Genomic DNA, 17801 nt, shown 5'->3' with positions numbered 1-17801 from the left:
AGGCTGATGGCCAGAGGTCGTTCGGCTGGCTGAAGCGTCCCCTTGAATGGCGCAGTAGCCTTTTGTGATCCACACGGCCGCAAAACCAGGGACACTTGTCGTTGCTAGTCGCGGGTCTAAAACGGCCTCTCTTGACCTCGCGAGGGGCGCTCTGGCGGGCCGCCATGCTGACAGGCACGATAGTTTCAGCAGATTCACGACGCCGCCTATTCAGGGGTAGGACTGCGGCACGTTTTGAAGCACAGTTAGCGGCACACGTGACATCCGATGGGAGGCCCCGCATCAATCGGGTGTGGACCAATGGGTGGTAGTTTGCGTCCCAGTGGATCCCGAACGTTAGCCTCGTTCCCATAGCCCTTTAATCGTCGGCAGTTGCGGCGATACTACCTCCCATGAGTATCGATGAGTATTTCTGGCCTTCTTCGATTCCGCTAAATTCTCGCTGAAATCCCTCTGGACTCCCGCCGCGCAAGCGCACCGCTAAATCAAGTAAACGGAGCTACGGAAGAGACTCGGAAAGTTATGCGATAAAGCTTACGCTACTTGGTAGATCGCCTAGGTTGCGCGATTGAGAATCCGTCGCTAAGCAGCATTTCGGTTGTCGACCGGCCAGGTAAACAACTGCTCAATCTCGCTAGCTTCGATGAGACGGAGGAAGTCACAGTCGCGTGCCGTATGCTGTTTATGGAGGCAAAAGGATGGCGACAAAGCACCGGCTCTCTGTCTTTCAAGTCACCAATAAACGGATTTCTCAATTAGTTAGTGAGGATTCCAAAGGCAGGCCAGTTCACAGTCATCGCGATTGAGATTGCAGGCCGAAACGTGCCTCGCTCGCGCTAGCTATTGCTAACTCCGCTATGCGGCCAACGGTGCAGAAGCGCCCGGATGGAGCACTGCGGAGCGGTTTTATGTGGATGTGATCCTTGTGGAAGACATTCATTATCGGCCCCCGTCATGCCGGCAAGGTTCTGCCAACCATTCACGGCTTCCACTCCGACCGCTAATGGATCGAAAACGGTTTTCGAGCAAGTTCTTGCCCGGGATAGCAGGGGAGGAGATCCACACATGAGCGGACCGGCCGTTATGGAAAACGTGCGCCGCTATCGCGCGATAGCTTCGTTGTGCCGTCAGTCCGCCGCATTTCGGCCAATCCAACGGGACTCATTGCTAGCGCAAGCGAGGAACGCGCGATCGCAGAGATCGAGAGATACTTCAGTTGTTCTGCTGCACGTCCTGCTTGATTGCGCTCGACGATGAAAAGTATCCACCATCTGGCCAATAGGTCGGATCATGAAAGGCAATGCTGGCCAAACGATCCAATCGCGCAAGCGGCCGCGCTGGTAATTCATCGGTGGGAGCTTCAGATAGAACGCTCAAATAGCTTCATCATCTCCGCCAGCACATCCCGGGCCCTCGTCCAGCCACCGGATAGCTCAGCTCTATTGCTTCCGCCCTCGCCGACGCTGTGCCAAGGGGCCCGTTACGTTCCCCTGGGGGATGATGCGTTCGCATTCGGCAAGAAGGAGTCCTTGGTTCGGCACCGTTCGTCGCGGTGCCGTGCAAACATTAAGCCCTAAAGCCGACCGTAAGAGGGGCATGCCAAGTAAATCTGCTAGCCGCCGGGAGCTCAGATGTGTTCAATGATCGCCTGATGAATGTCGGCGCGCGCTGGGCAGCCAGAAGATCCGATGTTGCGCCGCGCAAGGAAAACGGAAACTCCGGCTTATCAAAAGCGCGATTCCGCCATCCCCTGCGGATGCAGAAATCATCGATCAAGAGTTATATGGCGAAGGGCATTTGATGCGAGGCTGACCTCGCCAAAGTCGATCTGGCCAATGACGTCGGTTATCTTCGTGTAGAGCCTGTGCGCTCTACACAAAATATATTCATCATACGGATCGCTCGCGGGCTTTGCCGCACTCTCGGTACACCTGGCATTGCCGCTATCGGGCGATTTACTCGCTCGTTGCCATTTGCATCCTTTGTTTTTCCATTTGTCCTCGTGCTTGGTGGGATCAAGCACCATCATCGAGTCACTTACCTCAACAAGCCAAACGGTGCTGCGCGGGCTTTCGCTTCCGGATTGAAAGAGTGAGAGAGGACGAGGGCTCGTTGCCGTCGATCCGGAGCTGATGTTCAAGCAAGATATTGCCCGCGTTATCGACAAGCGGATGAGTAGCCTGGAAATCTATTATTGAGGTGAGTTCATCTCACCCAGGAAATTGTTCGCGCCAATCATTTTTGCGCTTGAGCAGCTCACTCGGGCGACCTCCGGCTTCGGTTCTCAGGAACCCGGCGCTCTTGTTCCCGAGCTGTAGCTGAAATATCGCGCTTTCTCCGAACCAGACTTCGTCGGAAGCAAAACGCAACGTCCGCTGTGCGTCGAGCCTTTCGGGACATCCGACCTAGAGTATCGCTGCGGATTCGCAGCAATATGCTCTATGTCTTCGCCATAAAACTCTGCCAGCTTGTTCTCGAATGAAGATCTTGAGATCTCAACCAGCGGTGGCTCGTCAACCAGCGCGTATGGCGGGACTGCAGTCGAAAATGATTCAGAGGAGAAACTCGATGGCGCCGAATTCAGGAAGGAGAGTATATCCGGCGAATCCTTGGCGATGCGCGTAGTACCGGTCATCAGTCGCGCTCGTTCTCATTTCATCGGCCTCGGGATAAATTGCTGGTGCGCTGAAACAAGAAACCTTCCATTTGTATCGGCGAGGTCGCGGGGGCTGCCGCCGATTGAGTGTTCCGCGTTGATGGTAAGCCTAGCTGTTGGCATGCTGACAGCTAAGCATCAAGACGTCACCATTCCGGTCCGCTCCCGCATGGGCTCGTTCGAGATAGCGCCGCGAAGTGCGGGCCGTCCGCCTGCGGTGCTGGGTCGGCGCCGCCGGTCTCCGTCTTACCTTCAAGGGCGAGGGACAGTTTGAAGTTATTGCGCAGCATTGGGTTTGCGGGTTCCGCTGCGAGAGCTTGGCGGTAGAGTTCTTGGGCCTCCCGATGTCGGCCCTCGTGATCGAGAACAACTGCTTTGGCATTCAATGCGCGCAGGTCGCCGGGGGCTGCCAATAAGATCCTGTCAAGCACCTCAAGCGCATCATTCGGGCATTTGCGTGCCAGCAAAGCCCGCGCAAGAGGAATCGCGGCATCAACATTCTCCGGTCGTTGCTTCAGCGCATCGCGCAAAGCTTTCTCGTCAGCATCCCGACCGAGGGCGAGAGCGATGCGTTCGCGCATAGCTGGATCGACCTCCTTGGCCCCGACCAGCTCTGGCGCAGACGTCGGCTGCTGTGAAAGACCCGACTTGTGCGAGTCAGCGCAACCTGCGAGCAGCACGATGGCAAGCATGGGGAGAAAGGCCGAGCACGAATGGCGACGAAAGTTAGGCCAGCGCCGCAGAACGTTAATCTTACATGAATTCATAAGTGACCTCACGACCCCAAACCTGTGCTCGTCAGCCGGCCGCAGGGAGGAGGTCACGATGCCCGCCTGTAGGAGTCTTGTCCTTGCCAGGCGGAAGTTTGACGGAGCCAATCGGCTGGACGGTGAAATCCGAGGCGAGATCCTGATAGGAGAGAACAGGTAGGTCTATTCCATTGCGGGTGAGAAAGCCGCGGACGAAGCGCCGGATATCCATCGATCCCAGGATAACTGGCTGGCTCTGACTGCGTGCGATGCTCGAATGGATCTGGCGAAATTGTGAAAGCAGCATCTCGCTTTGCCGATCCTCCAAAACGAGATAGGGACCGACAGCGGTCTCGCGCACCGCACTGCGCACGATATCCTCGGTCTCGCGCTCGACGATAAAGGCCGCCACAACACGATGGGCGTTGGCGTAGCGGTGACAGATCTGCCGCTTCAGAGCGGAGCGCACATATTCGGTGAGCAGTACTGCATTTTGTTCCCGTTCGCTCCATTCTGCAAGCGCCTCCAAAACCAAACGGGTGTTCCGGATCGGGATGCCCTCGTCCAGCAAGCGACGTAGGACATCCGCGATGCGAGGGATCGGTGTCGTGCGCAGCACCTCTTTCACCAGATCGGCATATTCCTGCTCCATCCGGCCAAGCAACTGACGCGTTTCCTGAATGCCAACCAGGCGCTGTGCATAGCGTCTCAACGTTGACTGGACGCGTAAGGCGATGATTTCGCTCGGACGGTGGTGCCCTATTCCGGCAGCTTTGAGAGCAGGCGCATGGCCTTGTTCGATCCAGATCCGATTCGTGTCTGGGTCCTGCCAAAAGGGGATCCCGCTCAGTTCAATGTTCGCCACGTCGTCGTTAAGTAAGAGTTGTGTCGGGTCAATGGCGCCCTCTTCCACGGGCACTCCTTCGACATCCACCCGGAATTGCGATTGGGCCAGGTGCTGTGCGCTTTGGGCGGGAATGCGTGGAATTGTGATGCCAAGATCAGCTGAAACCAGTGCCGAAACCCGTGCGACGCACTGCTCGAGTTCCCCTACGTCGATTGCCTGCATCAGGCTCGGCGCTAGCAATAGCGTAATCGGAAGTGCCTCCGCGGGCACGGTTTGCTTCTGACCCTGTGCGGAAGCGGGAGCCGAACCGGTGGGACCGGCGCCGGCCTTGAGAGCGGTCTTGCCCTCTTGCACGCCAACCTTGAGAAAGCTGGCAGCGGAGAACAGCGCGGCCAGTATGACAAAGGGCGGCAAAGGGAAGCCAGGAACGAACCCCATCACAAGCAAGACACAGGAGGCCAAGCGTAGCGCTTGTGTGCTGGCCGTCAGCTGGTTGACGATATCGGCGCCGAGATTGAGTTTGGAAGGACCGTTGACACGAGTGACAATGGTTGCGGCTGTAATTGACAGCAGCAGGGCCGGAATCTGCGAAATGAGCGCATCACCGATCGTCAGGGTGGTATAATGGTGCATCGCCTCCTCGAGGGACATGCCCTTGGAGAGCGATCCGATCGTGATGCCACCCAGCATGTTGATGCAGATGACTATTAGTCCGGCTATGGCATCGCCCTTCACGAATTTCATAGCACCGTCCATCGCGCCGTGCAGTTGGCTTTCTCGCTCCAGCGCGCCGCGCCGGCTGCGGGCTTCGTGCTGATCGATATGGCCGTTGCGCAGCTCCGCGTCGATCGCCATCTGCTTGCCCGGCAGCGCATCGAGCGTGAAGCGCGCAGATACCTCCGCCACCCGTTCGGCGCCCTTGGCGAGAACCATGAACTGCACCATGGTCACGATCAGGAATATGACAATGCCCACGGCGATGTTGCCGGATATGACAAAATCGCCGAACGTATGAATGATGCTGCCGGCATCGCCCTCGGCGAGGATCAGTCGCGTCGTTGCAACGGTAAGAGCGAGACGAAAGACGGTGGAGATCAGGATGACGCCCGGCAGGGACGAAAAGTCGAGCGGCGTGTTGAGATACAGGGCTACCATCAACAGCAATATGGCAAACCCCAGATTGAAGCCGATCAGCATATCGATCATGACGATCGGGATCGGCATGATCATCATTCCGATCGCAAGAAGAAGCATCAGCGCGACCATCAAATCCGGGTGAGCCGGCGCGCGCGTGATGAGAGTTCGTAGAAGGTTGGCCATGAGAAGCCTTATTGTTGTTTAATTGCAGCTGTGCTGCCCCGCAACAAAACATAGCGTTTGAAGACGGCTTGCGCTTCGGTCATGCGGCCAGCGTGTCGCAGCGCGTGGCTGCGCATCAGCATCAAGGGTAGACACGAAGACGGCTCGTCATCCAGTTTGTCAAGCTGATCCAATACCGACAGTGCTTCGTTACCGCGACGCTCCAAGATGAGAGCGTAGGCCAAGATGCGGAGCAGGCGGATATCTTGGGACTGTTCGTGAGCGGCCAGCCGCAACAGAGCCAGGCTCTTGGCGCTCTGTCCGCACGCAAGGTAGACATAAGAAAGCACGCAGAGCAAATCTCGCTCCGGCCCGGAGATCAGCTCGACAGCGCCGGCTTCGGAAACGCGCTGTGTAGATGTGAAGTGTTGTACTTTGTCTGGCCCGGCCATCGCTAGCCTTTGATCAAGCCATTGTGACTCTGCCGGAGCAGGATTAATCGCTGCAGCTCCAGTTGCAGAAGCGCGGCCCCTTCACGTGAAACCAAATCCTCTGGCGCGGCTGATAGCGTATCAGCCAAACGCTCCAGAAGAAGGCCGTGTTGCTCTGGACGCAGAACATGCGAATGACGTAAGCGCGGCGTCACGAAGGAGAGCAGACTGTGCGCGAGATTGGGCTCATTAAGCCAAGCGAGTTCCGAGCTTGGCTCGATCTGACCTGGCGGGGCGCGCGCCTCGTCTAGATTGATGCGCGAAACCGCATCGATCGAACTGAGCTCGAGCGCGCTCTCGATCGTGACGTCCACCAACCGATCCAGCACGTCACTATGACGAGAAAGTGAGGTGTGGCTCTTAGGATCATTGCCACGCGCCCGGTCAATCCCGATGGACTTGGCTCGAGAATTGACCGGCGTGTTGGCAGATGCATGATGATCAACGTTTGGCCCCTGAAAAGAGGTGCCGGGCTCGACGGGATTGGGGGGCAGCCTAGTCATGGCACTTTGCTTCCTTACCTGCGGCCTGAAATGCTAATAGGGCAGAGTGGCAAGCCGGCCATCCCGGCTCAGCAGAACACGCCCTTCCTCGATCCCGTAGACGGTCCATCCATTGCTCAAGAGCGCGCCGACGAAATACTTTTGACCAGCAATGACAATATAGGGGTCGCTCCCGCGCCAAACAGCTTGGACCCCAATTGCGGGAGGCGTCTTCTCATCCTTGATAGCCACCGCGTTGACGAGCGTATAAGCGCCATTGCTATTGTGATCAAACCGCTGCTGGACGTCTCGCCATGTGGCGAGCGAGGCGGGCGTAACGGTGCCATCGGCGGTGACAACGCCCGCCCCAGAGCCGACCTTGATGCCGACAAGGCCCGCTCTGTCAACTTCCTCTTGCAACCGTTCGGCAGCTGCATCGGTGGCCAGAGCATCAGGAGCGCTGAGCGCCAGCTTGGGCGCAATGTCCGGAGCAGGGGACGACGGACTTGACGCCACGGTGGTGTCGGTCTGGATAAAACTGGATGAGACTGCGCCAACCGCGGCAGAGCTGACCAGGACAAAAGTGAGAACGGCGAGCGATATACGCCGGCGGTTGATGGAGCCAGCTTGTTTGTAGTCCTCGATCGTCCAGCGAATGGACATCGCCCCGGCATGCAAAACGACAGGAAGAGGGACAACAATGGGCTCATTCGCTAAAACAGTCTCATGCCCCTCGATCCTGACGTCCCTCGCAAGGGCCTCGATCTCGATTGAATTGGAATGCGGGGTGACACGAAGATGGTGCGGTTCGAGGCCTTGTTCGACGAAGATTAAGTCTGCATCGAGGCTGCTGCCAATCAGACACGATCCGCCCCCCACTTTACTTGTCAGCCCGGAATAACACCCCGACAGCACTTCGAAATGCAGGCAATTTGGTTCATTCACGGTCGGTTTCCTGAACAGCGAACGGGACCGTACGGCAAAACCGTACGGCCCGTTGCGACTTCACAGACTAAGCAGCCGGGGAAAGTGGGGCGGCGACGTCGCCCCATCTCATCCCTTACTGCACCCGCTCATCGGCCGCTTTTTTGACAGTCGAAAGCTCGGTCGAGACGACGCGAAGTTCCACATCCCTCTCAGCAGCCTTTGTGCTGGTCAAAGTCAGAGCGGCGATTTGCCGTTGGAATGCCGCCTCTCCAGCAGCTTCAGCAGCCGTGGAAGCGGCTGCAGCAGTAGCGGTGCCGGCTGCCCCACCTGCAGTCGAGGTATGAGACGCACCAACATCTTTAGGCATACTATTCTCCTGTTTGCTCGATTTCGCCGCCACGTGCGGCTCCTATGTCCTAACGTCGCAACATGCGACGTCAGGAATCCTCCTCTGTCTCGGCCATGACATCGTCGAAATGGCTCATTGCACTATTCGCAACTTGGAGAGCAGCGGCTCCCAAAGCGGCGCTGAACGCTTGCTGCATAGCGGCTTCGTGCGAGTTTCCGCCCGGAGTGGACGCGCCGCCGTTTACGGGAATGTTTGCATCAGGCGATCGGGCATGATCGTCGCGCTCGCCAGGCTTGTGAGATCCTTTTTTGCCGCCGCTTTTGCCGCCAGCCGCATGGAGGTCAGCGTCAACGTGCCCAGCGGCGCTAGAGTTCGTAACGCGCATCGGGTTCTCCTATGTCAATTCGATCGTGCCAATGGAGGCAGTTTCTGCTCTCCACTATGCAAGTATTAGCTTTCGACAAGCTGACGAGTCGTAGAAAATGCAATGAGCCGATGGTCGATCGTCATTATACGTCTTCACCAGCCGGCCGTATTTGAACAAGTTGCCCGCGAAAGCTGGAGATCAGATGGTTAAGACAAACAATCGTTTGTGAAGATGATCGGGTGAGCACGTTGCTCATCGTTTCGAAAGCTTCAATAGCGGAATACCAAAGCCACCACTAACAAAAACGTTTTGAGGCCGACGTGCTGTAACCTCGGGCTCACGTCCCTTGCGATGCTCTTTCGACAATTTGCTTGCAGTCAGGCGAAGCGGCATGGAGCTTGACCTGGTCGGAGCGAAGCGGAAAGCCAGAGTGACGGCCGATTCAGCGGCCAAGAGCGGTCCCTCGGTCCTGGCGGGCCCATAGCAGATCCGTCAATCGCGACCTACTTTCAGGGAGACCGAGCAGAAGCCCGCCAGTCGAGAAAGAGCCCTTCGGACTTCTACCGCTCTGGACCAATGTGCTCTCGATCCTTGCGCAATCGGCAGGCTCCGCGGCTGCGGCCGGCTGTCGCGTAGTGTTAATGCATCGCGATCTTGACAGGGGCGTATGCAGTCGATGGAACTTCACAGCGGCAGACTGGGTTTGAGGTCGGATTCGAGAGTGCGGCCAACATAGTTTGTACGCAGTGAAGAGCCGAAATAAGTTCCTCGGATTCGGGGGCGGTCTCAAGTATGCTGGTAGAGCTTGCGCGACCTACTGCTCGGCAGAGAGGCCCAACCGCGCGGAGGCCGCGCAAGCTCATTACCGTTTCCAGCGTGATCCTGAGAAGATAGCGTCGCTCCGCCTAGGCGTTAGCGTCTGCAGCTTGCAAGCGCTCGGATTCGATGCGAGCCTTTAGGTTATTCAGATAATCCTCCGCGTAGGACTGGGCCACCGAAACCGGCAGGTTGATGCCGGCCGTCGCGGCTTCTTGAATTGCCTGCTTCACCAAGCCTTCTCGCATTGCTAATTTGACCTCAGGTCCGGCGATGCAGCCCACCGCCTGTGCCGCAAGGCTCAGCCCAGCTTCTTCCAGCGCTTGCTTTATGTTGCCGCCACTGATGGCAGTGTGAAGAAGATTTGCAGCTTGCGCCTCGGCTTCGAGCACCATTGACGCCAGATCGGCCAATTCACCCAAGCCTGGAATGAAGCCAAGTACACCGACTGCCGTCGCGGCCCAGTCGAATACCTTAGAGCCAACTTTGAGCACGTCATTAAGTGCGTGCATGAAGGCGCCACCGTTCTTTTTGGGAGACTTGATGTCGGGCTGGTCTGCCATGCCCATCGTCATGTCCGCGACCGCGTCCTGCTCGGCAGGCGTTCGGACGGCATGGGTCTTCACTTGGTGAACGGTGCGGTTCGCACCCGACATGTTGTTGAAGAACTGGTTGAAGTCGCTGTTGCTGATGTTGCCGGAATCGACCGTATGGCCACCACCGAAGTCGAAGAACTTGTGGTGGGTTTTGTAGCCCGTAATCGCGTTGTTCATCAACCCGAACAACACAGGATCGGAGAGCAGCTGGGAGGCCGCCTTTCGCACCTCGGGCGCGAGGCTCTTATCATCGACCATGCTCGCCAACTTTTCCCGGGTCAGGTCACCCTTCCCGAAGAACACGTTTTTGTTCTTGCTGATCGTATTGAGCGTATCGAGCTCGGCTTGCGTGAGATTGATCGATGATGAAGCAACCTGCAGGAAGTCCTCTTTGTGGACCTTGTCTATCGAGCCACCGTACAACTTCTTCCATTCATCCGGGTGGTCGAGGAAGTATTGAGCGGCCGCGAGGACCTGTGGCGGGCATTTGCCGGTTTTAGCTTCGCCGTCGACGATCCGTTTGAAATCCGCAAGGCTCAGGTTCTTAGGCAGGTTGTCGGCATAGCGATAGAGCTCGCGCAATGCATCGGTCTGGGTCATAACCGATGGCTCGCCATTCCGGGTGCCGTCGGAAGCGATGTAGTTTTGCGTATAGCTCTCTGCCCGCCGCTCCTGGAAAGCAGCAACCTGAGGGTGGTGATCGGAGAAGCCGGAGAGATCACCTGCTTTGATCTTCCCGCCGCAGCGGCCGTCACCTTGCGAGCCTATCGCATAGAAGAGCTCTGGGTCCAGTTGCAGAGCCTCGATCGCCGCCTTTAGATCCGGCGGTGTGGAGGGATCGTTGGCCAAATCTCCAAGAGATTTCCAATCCAGCGGGCATTTGTCTTTGTGTCGGTTCAGCACCGACACAATCTGCAGCTCGGCATCAGTCAGCGTGCCGCTGTTCCACGTGATCCTGGAGCTTTGTACGGGTGCCTCTGCAATCTTCGGGGCGCTCGCGGCGGAGGAGGACTCCGCGGAGGATGGCTCTGGGGCCTGCTGACATGCGTCCAGCGCGGCCTTGATCTCCGGCGGGAGGATGTTCCGCACCTCCTGCGTGAGTTGCTCCGTCAGCTGCTTGGCCGAGTCTGCAGCCGGCGGATCCTGTGGAGTGGAACGGTCATCGGCATTGTCTTTCAACGAGAAACTAGCCAGCATCGCCTCGAAGTTTGAAAGATCCCGCGCCGATGAGGGCCCGGGGGCTAGCCCGGACAAACTCGAGCTGGCGGTTAGCGATAGGTTGTTGACTGACATTATACGTCCTCTGATTTGAGATCGCACCACAAGCCGGTCATGTGGCGCAGCCCGAGAATCGCGACGAACAACGAGCAAGAAATGTCGATAGGCTTCGATGGCTCCTACCACTCGCTTCCGATTGCTCAGTGCGCCCCCAGCGCTCGGTTCCGCTACAATCTATAGGCACTTCGCCGTCTAGATATTCACGCCACATGGTAGGTTCGATTAGCTTTCCAAAAGCTGACGGTGCTCAGAGGTTTTACAACGAGACGCGCAATGATGGTGTGAGAGGCGGTGATGGGTTCTCGATATCGGAATCGGCTTGCTTGTTATGCTCGATCGCTCGCCTCCGGGCCAACTAGGTCGATTAGCGAGGCCGTGTCTGCCGCTCTCCAGATGGTCACGTGCGCTGATTCGTGAAACAATGTCGCAGGTCTCCGCAGCATCTTATGGTGAAATCACCCACGCGTAGCGACCTCGCGCCTGCGCCCAACGAGAGTATTGGCGCTTGCGTAGATGCTCGAAAGAGTCCGACGGTATTGTGCGGACCCTATTGCCCCGAGCCGATCGAAGCTCAGCTGCACTCCGCATTCTTCATGTCATCATGCTTAGCCGATTGGTGAGTGTTCGCTCGAACCTACAGGTCAAAGGCAAGGGTCCAGCGACGGTTTGAGACAAATAACACCTTCTTCTCGCCATTCCGCCGTGTGAGGCACACCCAGGATGGTGAACGTTGTTGTCCGGACACCCCTGGTAGGTTTGAGATCGCGGCTTCTTAGCATTTCGATCTGAGCGGGCGTAGCTGTTTGGCCAGTGAGGACCCAGTCGTCCTTGGCGCGACGACCGTTCCATGGCGAAATCTCCAATTTCCGGCGGAGCAACCCTGCGTGCAATGTGGGCCCAGCTTGAGACGGTCCAGCGTGAGGTGACCCGGCCCGCATGAGCCAAGGCTCAAGATCTTGCCAAACTCCGAGATCGGAGGCGTCCGCGCGGTGTTGAGCGATCGGCTGTTGGGAATTGGACCGCTCGCCGCCGCTCAATGATGGCTACACGCGATGCTGCTCCGAGTTCATGCCCAATTAGGTCCTGGCTGTATTCGGGTATTTCATGCAATGCCATTAGTTCACGCTCAAACTCCCTTGGACCGGCGGGCGATGAGGACGAGTGGGACGCTGGGTTGTTGTCCGCGCGGCTTAGCGCGTTGAAGTCCATCCTGTTCCTCCTTTTGGGCAACGGAGTGGCTTTCATTGCTATGCGACGAAGCTCATTTTCATGACGGACTTCGTGGAGTTGTTCAAAAGCTCGCATGAGGCGCTAAAGTGGCAAAGCACGCTCACCGATGCTGCTGGCTAGAATTCTGGTTCGCATCAGTGGCTCCGGTTTGGACGTTTATTGCGCCACCCTGCGGCATCGGCCATCTACACATCCGCGCTCTGACAATGCAGCAGTAGCTTTCGAAAAGCTGACAGAGGGCATAAGCAGACGCATTGCATCTCTTCCAGGCCATCTGTTGTCATCAGGTCATTTCTTACCTGCATCAGGTGTGTGAACCACGCCGTCTTGATGTGGTGCCTCCGGCGAAGGAGCATCGTTCGGTCGTCCTTCGCGAATGACCACGCTGGAGGATCCTCGAAACAGCATCAAAACCGACTCGTGCGGCGGCTTTTCGGTACCGCTCGAGTTTCGCCGTGCCTGTACCTCCGCCGCAAGTCCTTTTACTGTTTGCTCCACAAGCGCGACAAAGCGGGGTGGACCGGAGGCGAAGACAAGGCCATCTCCCGGTACGGGTCTCACGATGTAACGCTCGTCGGAGATGTTGAGCGCATCGAGTGCCGCCTTGAACGCATCAAAGCTGATTGGACTCAAGACCAAAAGGCGGCTTTGCGCCTCATGCGCATCGGATACGTAGAGCACCAGCCCATCGTAGTACCATTGAAGATTGTAGAGATTAATCAACCGTTCGAGGAACTCTCGCGGTGGGAGATCCGGCATTCGTCCGCGAATCCGCCCCTTCACCCCGGTGCTGACATTGACCCTGATATTTAGGTTGTTGCCGAATTCCTGCAGTGCGGCCGCGAGGTCCTGATCCAGAACTGTGTAACTATAAGGCGTCGATGGCAGCGCCAGGGGAGCGCCGAGCGCCTCGACGACGCCAAAGCAAATGAAAACACCAGCGTAGAGAACTTTCGTCAAGATGTGCAGCCTTGTGGATGGGATGAGCATTCCTGCTATTTTTGCGCTTGAGAACAAGCACCGGAATTCGTCCCAAAATGTGGAAGCCGATGCTTCGTCCCAAATTGGAAGCTACCCGTGATCATTAGATGACAGATGCTCGTCAGTTTTTGGTCAGCTTGCTTCTCCAAGGTGCGGCCCTTCGTGTGAACGAACGGCTCATCTCACCACGTGACAGAAATGATTTCCTCCATGCTGTTTGGCGTTACGTCGATCTCTGCCAACTCCGTCGAGTGTGCCTCCAACGGCTGTTCGCCGGCACACGCTCAGTTTGGCGAGAGTCTTGCGCAGGCGGCCTCGAACCGAGGCGTCGCCTCTTCTGTGACTGAGCACGCGCCAGCTCCATCGCTACCGGAAGTGCAGCGCGCGGTGGCGCCGGCGAGCCCGCTAGGCGATCGCGTCCTTCAGAGCATTTCTGCTATCCACCAGGGCAAACCATTTCCGTCGGGTGCAGTTTCGCCGGCGCTCGTCGGCGAGCCTGATCCTACCAAGAATCTGCAGCTTGGGCCGGCCGCGCAACCGGTCTTGCGTGTGCAGCAAGTGGAGGTACATCCAGTGGGCCAACCGGAGGGTGTGGATCATTTCGACTCGGCGCTGACGAATCTGCGGGATGTTTACAACGGCGTCATCCAGGTTTCGCTCATCTCCAAGGGGACAGGTGCTGTCAGTTCATCTCTGAATAAGCTTCTATCGGCGGGCTGAGTGGGCCGTTGGCTGTCTTGACGCAAGACAAGATCGGTAATGGCCGGCCCGCAAGAAAGCGGCTTGATGCTCTCGTCTTGTTGCTGCTTTCGCTGACCCTCGCCGGTTGCAAAGCTGATCTGTATACCAAAGTTCAGGAGCGTGAAGCCAACGAGATGCTTGGGCTGCTCCTGAGCAAGGGCGTCGATGCCATCCGTGTCGTCGGTAAGGATGGGACCAGCACAATTCAGGTGGAAGAAAGGCAGCTCGCCTACTCAATCGAGCTGCTGAATGACCATGGCTTGCCGCGCCAATCCTTCAAGAGCCTTGGTGAGGTGTTCAAGGGGACGGGCCTCGTTGCCTCTCCGGTTGAGGAGCGAGCCCGCTACGTCTATGCTCTCAGTGAAGAATTGTCGCGCACGATCAACGATATCGATGGGGTTCTCTCCGCCCGTGTTCATGTCGTTCTGCCGAAGAATGATCTTTTGCGACAGGATGCAACCCCGTCCTCGGCGTCCGTTTTCATTCGACACGCCTCCAACGCGAAGCTCTCAGCCTTGCTGCCGCAGATCAAGATGCTCGTCGCCAATAGCATCGAAGGTCTATCGTACGACAAGGTGACGGTCGTGTTCGTGCCGGTTGAGCGAGCTCAGCATGAGGCCTCCGTTGTGCCAGCGGCAGCTTCGGCAGAACCAACCAAATTCATCGCAACTCACATTGCGATCGGTGCAGGAGGTGTGCTCGCCGCGTTGGGCATTCTATCTTACGTACTGTTGATCACACGTGGGCGACAGCTTCGTCAATCCTGGCGCAAAGTGACAAATCCGGGCAGAGGCGCCAGCAAGCCAGCGGTCCAGTCCGCCGGCAAAAAACTGTCGTCCGATCCGAAATAGGCGGCAAGCAGGTCCGTATCGATGGCATCCACTGACCCAAATCATTCACTCACCCCGCATTCCGATCGCGTGCGCGAGCTTGCCGCTTTGATTCATCCCGGAAGGTTTGCCGGCCATCTTGATGGGCTCCTGTCGGCCGCCACCGTGCTGCAGCTGCAGAAGACTCCGAGACTGCAGCAAAGACTGGTCGAATTGCTAATGGGCAGTGAGCTGGTCTCGAACGGAACCGCCTGGGGTAGGGACGTTCTGCTCGGGCATGATCCGCGTCGGGCGGCCCTGCTCGCCGGCAGTATCTGGCATGCGCGTTCGGTGCTCAAGCTTGTGTCAAAGCACGATGTAGCGATTCTGATCGAAAATATTGGTGCCGAAGCTCATGCTTTCGCAGTCCGACACTTATCCAGCGCCGTCGCAACCACATCGATTGACGATCCGCAGAAGCTCGCGAGCCAGATTGAACATGACGGATGTGCCTGCCTTGGTGCTTGGCTCAAGGACGCAACAGAGCTTGACCGTGTGCGCGTTCTTTTCCGCTTACCTGTGGGGACCACCGCCGAATCCCCAGCAGCCGAACACCACAATTCAGCGGGTGAGTTACTGTCTTTGGTGGTGGCGCACTTGGCCACGGAGGAGCCAGCGGCATGACGGCCAACGAAACAGTCTTGCCTGATAGCCCGCGGATACGGCCGCTCGGTCCGCTCATACCAGCCGCGGAACTTGGCATCTGGTACGATGCGGTGCAGACGCGCGCGCTAGCCGAGCGATACCTGCGACAAGTTCGCAGTTGGGCAAGGAAGGCCTATCAGCAGGAGCGGGAGCGCGGGCACTGCGAGGGTCTAAGGTCAGGCTCGGACGAAATGGCACAGCTGATTGCCCGAGCTGCTTCCGATGTGGCCGGGCGAAAAGCCGTTCTGCAACAGGAGTTACCACAGCTCGTCATTGAGATATTGACCGATTTGTTGGGCTCCTTTGATCCGGGTGAGATGTTGGTAAGGACCGTTCGTCACGCCATCGAGCAAAGATATGGCAGCGCAGAAGTATGCCTTCACGTGTCTCCTGTGAATGCTGATGCACTAAGGCATGAATTCGTGGCGTTCGATGGAACGAATGGTCGGCCGAGAGTCAGAATTGATCCGGACCCTGCCGTGGGGCCGGACCAGTGCGTTCTGTGGAGTGAGTTCGGCAGTGTCGATTTAGGACTTGCCGCGCAGCTCCGCACATTGCGTCTCGGCCTTAATCCATCTTCTCAGGAAAGCTATTCGTGACGACGCAACAATCAGGCCATGATCAAGCCGGCGGAGAAGGAGATGTGCATGCGGCGATAGCATCTCTGAGATTCGCAGCAAAGTATGTCGATACGCGTGCCGTGCGGGGACGGATCACGCGTGCGATCGGCACCTTGCTCCATGCCGTGTTGCCAGGGGCCCGTGTTGGAGAACTTTGCCTATTGCAGGATCACGCTTCCGGATGGTCACTTGAGGCGGAAGTCGTCGGTTTGCTGCCGGACGGGGTGTTGCTGACGCCCATTGGCGATATGGTAGGCTTGTCCCACCGCGCGGAAGTGCTCCCGACCGGGCGCATGCAGGAAGTGTCAGTCGGGCCCGACCTGCTCGGCCGCGTGATCGATAGCTTCGGCCGTCCACTCGATGGCAAGGGGCCGATAAGGACGGTCCACACTTGTCCGCTCCGCGGCAAGGCGCCCAACCCGATGAGGCGGCGTGGCATCGAGCGGCCGTTTCCGCTCGGCGTTCGCGTGCTGGATGGACTTCTGACGTGTGGCGAAGGTCAGCGGATCGGAATCTATGGAGATGCCGGTTGCGGTAAGTCGACGCTGATGTCGCAAATTGTAAAAGGTGCGGCCGCCGACGTCACCGTGGTTGCGCTCATAGGGGAGCGTGGACGCGAGGTGCGTGAATTCATCGAACGTCATATTGGAGATGCCCTCGCTCGCACGATCGTTGTCGTTGAGACATCCGATCGATCGGCAATGGAGCGGGCGCAATGCGCTCATATGGCGACCGCACTCGCCGAGTTTTTTCGTGATCAAGGGCTGCAGGTCGTTCTGATGATGGATTCGCTGACGCGCTTCAGCCGTGCGATGCGCGAAATCGGCCTTGCCGCCGGAGAACCTCCCACCCGGCGCGGTTTTCCTCCTTCCGTCTTTGCGCTGCTTCCTGGTCTGCTGGAGCGAGCCGGTATGGGCGAGCGGGGCTCGATCACGGCATTCTATACCGTGCTTGTCGAAGGTGACGGCACGGGCGATCCGATCGCCGAAGAGTCGCGCGGCATTCTCGATGGTCATATCATTCTTTCGCGCGCGCTGGCCTCGCGAGAGCATTTTCCCGCCATCGACGTGCTGTCGAGCCGAAGTCGTGTCATGGATGCGGTCGCCTCTGGTCCACATCGCAAGGCGGCATCCGCATTCCGCGATCTGCTCTCGCGCTACAATGAGGCTGAGTTCCTGATCAAGGTCGGTGAATACAAGCCGGGCAACGATCCACTGACTGATCGGGCAATCGAGTCAATTGAGGAACTGCGCGCATTCTTGCGCCAGGGACAGGACGAGCCGTCTAGCTTTGAGGAGACCGTTTCATGGATGTCGCGTCTGACGGCCTGAATCTCGTGCAAGCGTCGAAATTACGGCTGGTGAAAGACATGAGAGAGCGAAGCGCGCTTCGTGAATTGTCGAACATGGAAGCCAGGCGCCAAATTGCGGTCGCAGCGCTGCAGCGAGCGTCTGAGAATCTTAAAGGCGCGGAGAATCGTCGCGCCAAGGCCGAAGCTGAACTTTATCAGGAGCTGGCGTCGCTCGAGATGATGTCCGTGACGGAGCTCGATCGTCGCTGTCAACTCGTCCTTGGGCGACTGGCAGCAGAGATCGAATCGGCACGCCAGGCGCGTGAGCAGGCGCGCGTCGCGCATGAGCAGGCCCAGCGGGCGGTGAATGAGGCGCGGACCATATGGGCCAAGCGTTCGGCGGCGAGCCAGAAATGGCAGGAGATTGAGGGCGATGTCCAGCGCACTACCGCTGTCCGTTCGGAGTTTGCAGCCGAAATCGATGCCGACGATGAGGTTTTGCTCCGATATCAGGGTGGTTCGCGCAGCCAGACGATCGATGGCTCGAACTAATGGCTGGTTCTCTTA

General features: G+C 57.8%; 19 protein-coding genes. 7 read left to right on the top strand and 12 right to left on the bottom strand.

Going from position 1 to position 17801, the window contains the following annotated elements:
• Window positions 1–1633: 1633 nt before the first annotated feature.
• Window positions 1634–1801 carry a hypothetical protein gene (locus tag E4K65_RS47180; protein ID WP_167770770.1) on the top strand — a complete coding sequence of 56 codons (168 nt, stop codon included), beginning with the start codon at window positions 1634–1636 and terminating at the stop codon, window positions 1799–1801.
• Here E4K65_RS47180 and E4K65_RS50215 read toward each other — a convergent pair.
• From E4K65_RS50215 to E4K65_RS13210, 12 genes are all read right to left on the bottom strand, one after another.
• Window positions 1766–2026 (bottom strand): hypothetical protein, encoded by a 261-nt coding sequence (locus E4K65_RS50215; protein ID WP_488226126.1) that lies wholly within the window; start codon window positions 2024–2026, stop codon window positions 1766–1768. The two genes, E4K65_RS47180 and E4K65_RS50215, sit on opposite strands and share 36 nt — an antisense overlap.
• Window positions 2027–2042: 16 nt before the next feature.
• Complete coding sequence (locus E4K65_RS50210; protein WP_488226125.1) at window positions 2043–2192, bottom strand: hypothetical protein; 150 nt, start codon at window positions 2190–2192, stop codon at window positions 2043–2045.
• Between the two features lie 92 nt (window positions 2193–2284).
• Complete coding sequence (locus E4K65_RS47175; protein ID WP_167770769.1) at window positions 2285–2635, bottom strand: hypothetical protein; 351 nt, start codon at window positions 2633–2635, stop codon at window positions 2285–2287.
• Window positions 2636–2802: 167 nt separating this feature from the next.
• Complete coding sequence (locus tag E4K65_RS13250) at window positions 2803–3348, bottom strand: tetratricopeptide repeat protein (protein WP_209312060.1); 546 nt, start codon at window positions 3346–3348, stop codon at window positions 2803–2805.
• Window positions 3349–3454: 106 nt separating this feature from the next.
• The gene (gene sctV, locus E4K65_RS13245; protein ID WP_135174518.1) at window positions 3455–5572 is read right to left on the bottom strand and encodes a type III secretion system export apparatus subunit SctV; all 2118 of its coding nucleotides are present in this window, start codon (window positions 5570–5572) and stop codon (window positions 3455–3457) included.
• Between the two features lie 8 nt (window positions 5573–5580).
• On the bottom strand, window positions 5581–6003 hold the full coding sequence (sctY, locus tag E4K65_RS13240) for a type III secretion apparatus assembly chaperone SctY (protein WP_135174517.1): 423 nt from the start codon (window positions 6001–6003) through the stop codon (window positions 5581–5583).
• Window positions 6004–6005: 2 nt separating this feature from the next.
• Window positions 6006–6545, bottom strand: a complete 540-nt coding sequence (locus E4K65_RS13235; protein ID WP_135174516.1) for a hypothetical protein — start codon at window positions 6543–6545, stop codon at window positions 6006–6008.
• A 33-nt stretch (window positions 6546–6578) separates the two neighbouring features.
• Window positions 6579–7469, bottom strand: a complete 891-nt coding sequence (locus E4K65_RS13230; RefSeq protein ID WP_135174515.1) for a SctD/MshK family protein — start codon at window positions 7467–7469, stop codon at window positions 6579–6581.
• Between the two features lie 115 nt (window positions 7470–7584).
• Window positions 7585–7851, bottom strand: coding sequence for a nodulation protein NopA (locus E4K65_RS13225; RefSeq protein ID WP_235885618.1), 267 nt, complete (start codon window positions 7849–7851; stop codon window positions 7585–7587).
• A 37-nt stretch (window positions 7852–7888) separates the two neighbouring features.
• A complete protein-coding gene (locus E4K65_RS13220) occupies window positions 7889–8185 on the bottom strand; it encodes a hypothetical protein (protein WP_135174514.1) in 297 nt (98 codons plus the stop codon).
• Window positions 8186–9072: 887 nt separating this feature from the next.
• Window positions 9073–10872 carry an HrpF/NolX family T3SS translocon protein gene (locus tag E4K65_RS13215; protein ID WP_430649027.1) on the bottom strand — a complete coding sequence of 600 codons (1800 nt, stop codon included), beginning with the start codon at window positions 10870–10872 and terminating at the stop codon, window positions 9073–9075.
• A gap of 1503 nt (window positions 10873–12375) precedes the next feature.
• Window positions 12376–13077 carry a secretin N-terminal domain-containing protein gene (locus tag E4K65_RS13210; RefSeq protein ID WP_135174513.1) on the bottom strand — a complete coding sequence of 234 codons (702 nt, stop codon included), beginning with the start codon at window positions 13075–13077 and terminating at the stop codon, window positions 12376–12378.
• A gap of 189 nt (window positions 13078–13266) precedes the next feature.
• On the opposite strand from E4K65_RS13210, the gene E4K65_RS47170 reads away from it, so the two are divergent.
• Genes E4K65_RS47170 through E4K65_RS13180 form a run of 6 tightly spaced genes read left to right on the top strand, consistent with a single transcriptional unit; the run spans window position 13267 to window position 17786 of the window.
• The gene (locus tag E4K65_RS47170; RefSeq protein ID WP_235885617.1) at window positions 13267–13788 is read left to right on the top strand and encodes a nodulation protein NolB; all 522 of its coding nucleotides are present in this window, start codon (window positions 13267–13269) and stop codon (window positions 13786–13788) included.
• An 8-nt stretch (window positions 13789–13796) separates the two neighbouring features.
• A complete protein-coding gene (sctJ, locus tag E4K65_RS13200; protein ID WP_404550826.1) occupies window positions 13797–14660 on the top strand; it encodes a type III secretion system inner membrane ring lipoprotein SctJ in 864 nt (287 codons plus the stop codon).
• 21 nt (window positions 14661–14681) lie between these two features.
• Window positions 14682–15302: a nodulation protein NolU gene (locus E4K65_RS13195; protein WP_135174512.1), complete on the top strand. Its 621-nt coding sequence runs from the start codon at window positions 14682–14684 to the stop codon at window positions 15300–15302.
• Window positions 15299–15922: a type III secretion system stator protein SctL gene (gene sctL, locus E4K65_RS13190; RefSeq protein ID WP_135174511.1), complete on the top strand. Its 624-nt coding sequence runs from the start codon at window positions 15299–15301 to the stop codon at window positions 15920–15922. Before E4K65_RS13195 ends, sctL begins: the two co-directional genes overlap by 4 nt.
• Complete coding sequence (gene sctN / locus E4K65_RS13185; protein WP_135174510.1) at window positions 15919–17274, top strand: type III secretion system ATPase SctN; 1356 nt, start codon at window positions 15919–15921, stop codon at window positions 17272–17274. The genes sctL and sctN overlap by 4 nt, the downstream gene beginning before the upstream one ends.
• Complete coding sequence (locus E4K65_RS13180; protein WP_135174509.1) at window positions 17250–17786, top strand: hypothetical protein; 537 nt, start codon at window positions 17250–17252, stop codon at window positions 17784–17786. Before sctN ends, E4K65_RS13180 begins: the two co-directional genes overlap by 25 nt.
• Window positions 17787–17801 lie beyond the last annotated feature (15 nt).

Source organism: Bradyrhizobium niftali (assembly GCF_004571025.1).
GTDB classification, from domain to species: domain Bacteria; phylum Pseudomonadota; class Alphaproteobacteria; order Rhizobiales; family Xanthobacteraceae; genus Bradyrhizobium; species Bradyrhizobium niftali.
Note: the sequence above shows the minus strand (reverse complement) of the source record. Positions and strands in the feature narration are given on the sequence as shown.

What these genes read in the sequence shown, in the direction of transcription:
- E4K65_RS47175 (WP_167770769.1), bottom strand. Translation starts at nt 2,635, where the DNA reads ATGACCGGTACTACGCGCATCGCCAAGGATTCGCCGGATATACTCTCC.
- sctL (WP_135174511.1), top strand. Translation starts at nt 15,299, where the DNA reads ATGACGGCCAACGAAACAGTCTTGCCTGATAGCCCGCGGATACGGCCG.
- E4K65_RS13215 (WP_430649027.1), bottom strand. Translation starts at nt 10,872, where the DNA reads ATGTCAGTCAACAACCTATCGCTAACCGCCAGCTCGAGTTTGTCCGGG.
- sctV (WP_135174518.1), bottom strand. Translation starts at nt 5,572, where the DNA reads ATGGCCAACCTTCTACGAACTCTCATCACGCGCGCGCCGGCTCACCCG.
- E4K65_RS13180 (WP_135174509.1), top strand. Translation starts at nt 17,250, where the DNA reads ATGGATGTCGCGTCTGACGGCCTGAATCTCGTGCAAGCGTCGAAATTA.
- E4K65_RS13235 (WP_135174516.1), bottom strand. Translation starts at nt 6,545, where the DNA reads ATGACTAGGCTGCCCCCCAATCCCGTCGAGCCCGGCACCTCTTTTCAG.
- E4K65_RS13195 (WP_135174512.1), top strand. Translation starts at nt 14,682, where the DNA reads ATGGCATCCACTGACCCAAATCATTCACTCACCCCGCATTCCGATCGC.
- E4K65_RS47170 (WP_235885617.1), top strand. Translation starts at nt 13,267, where the DNA reads ATGATTTCCTCCATGCTGTTTGGCGTTACGTCGATCTCTGCCAACTCC.
- E4K65_RS13250 (WP_209312060.1), bottom strand. Translation starts at nt 3,348, where the DNA reads ATGCTTGCCATCGTGCTGCTCGCAGGTTGCGCTGACTCGCACAAGTCG.
- E4K65_RS50215 (WP_488226126.1), bottom strand. Translation starts at nt 2,026, where the DNA reads ATGGTGCTTGATCCCACCAAGCACGAGGACAAATGGAAAAACAAAGGA.
- sctY (WP_135174517.1), bottom strand. Translation starts at nt 6,003, where the DNA reads ATGGCCGGGCCAGACAAAGTACAACACTTCACATCTACACAGCGCGTT.
- E4K65_RS13220 (WP_135174514.1), bottom strand. Translation starts at nt 8,185, where the DNA reads ATGCGCGTTACGAACTCTAGCGCCGCTGGGCACGTTGACGCTGACCTC.
- E4K65_RS13210 (WP_135174513.1), bottom strand. Translation starts at nt 13,077, where the DNA reads ATGCTCATCCCATCCACAAGGCTGCACATCTTGACGAAAGTTCTCTAC.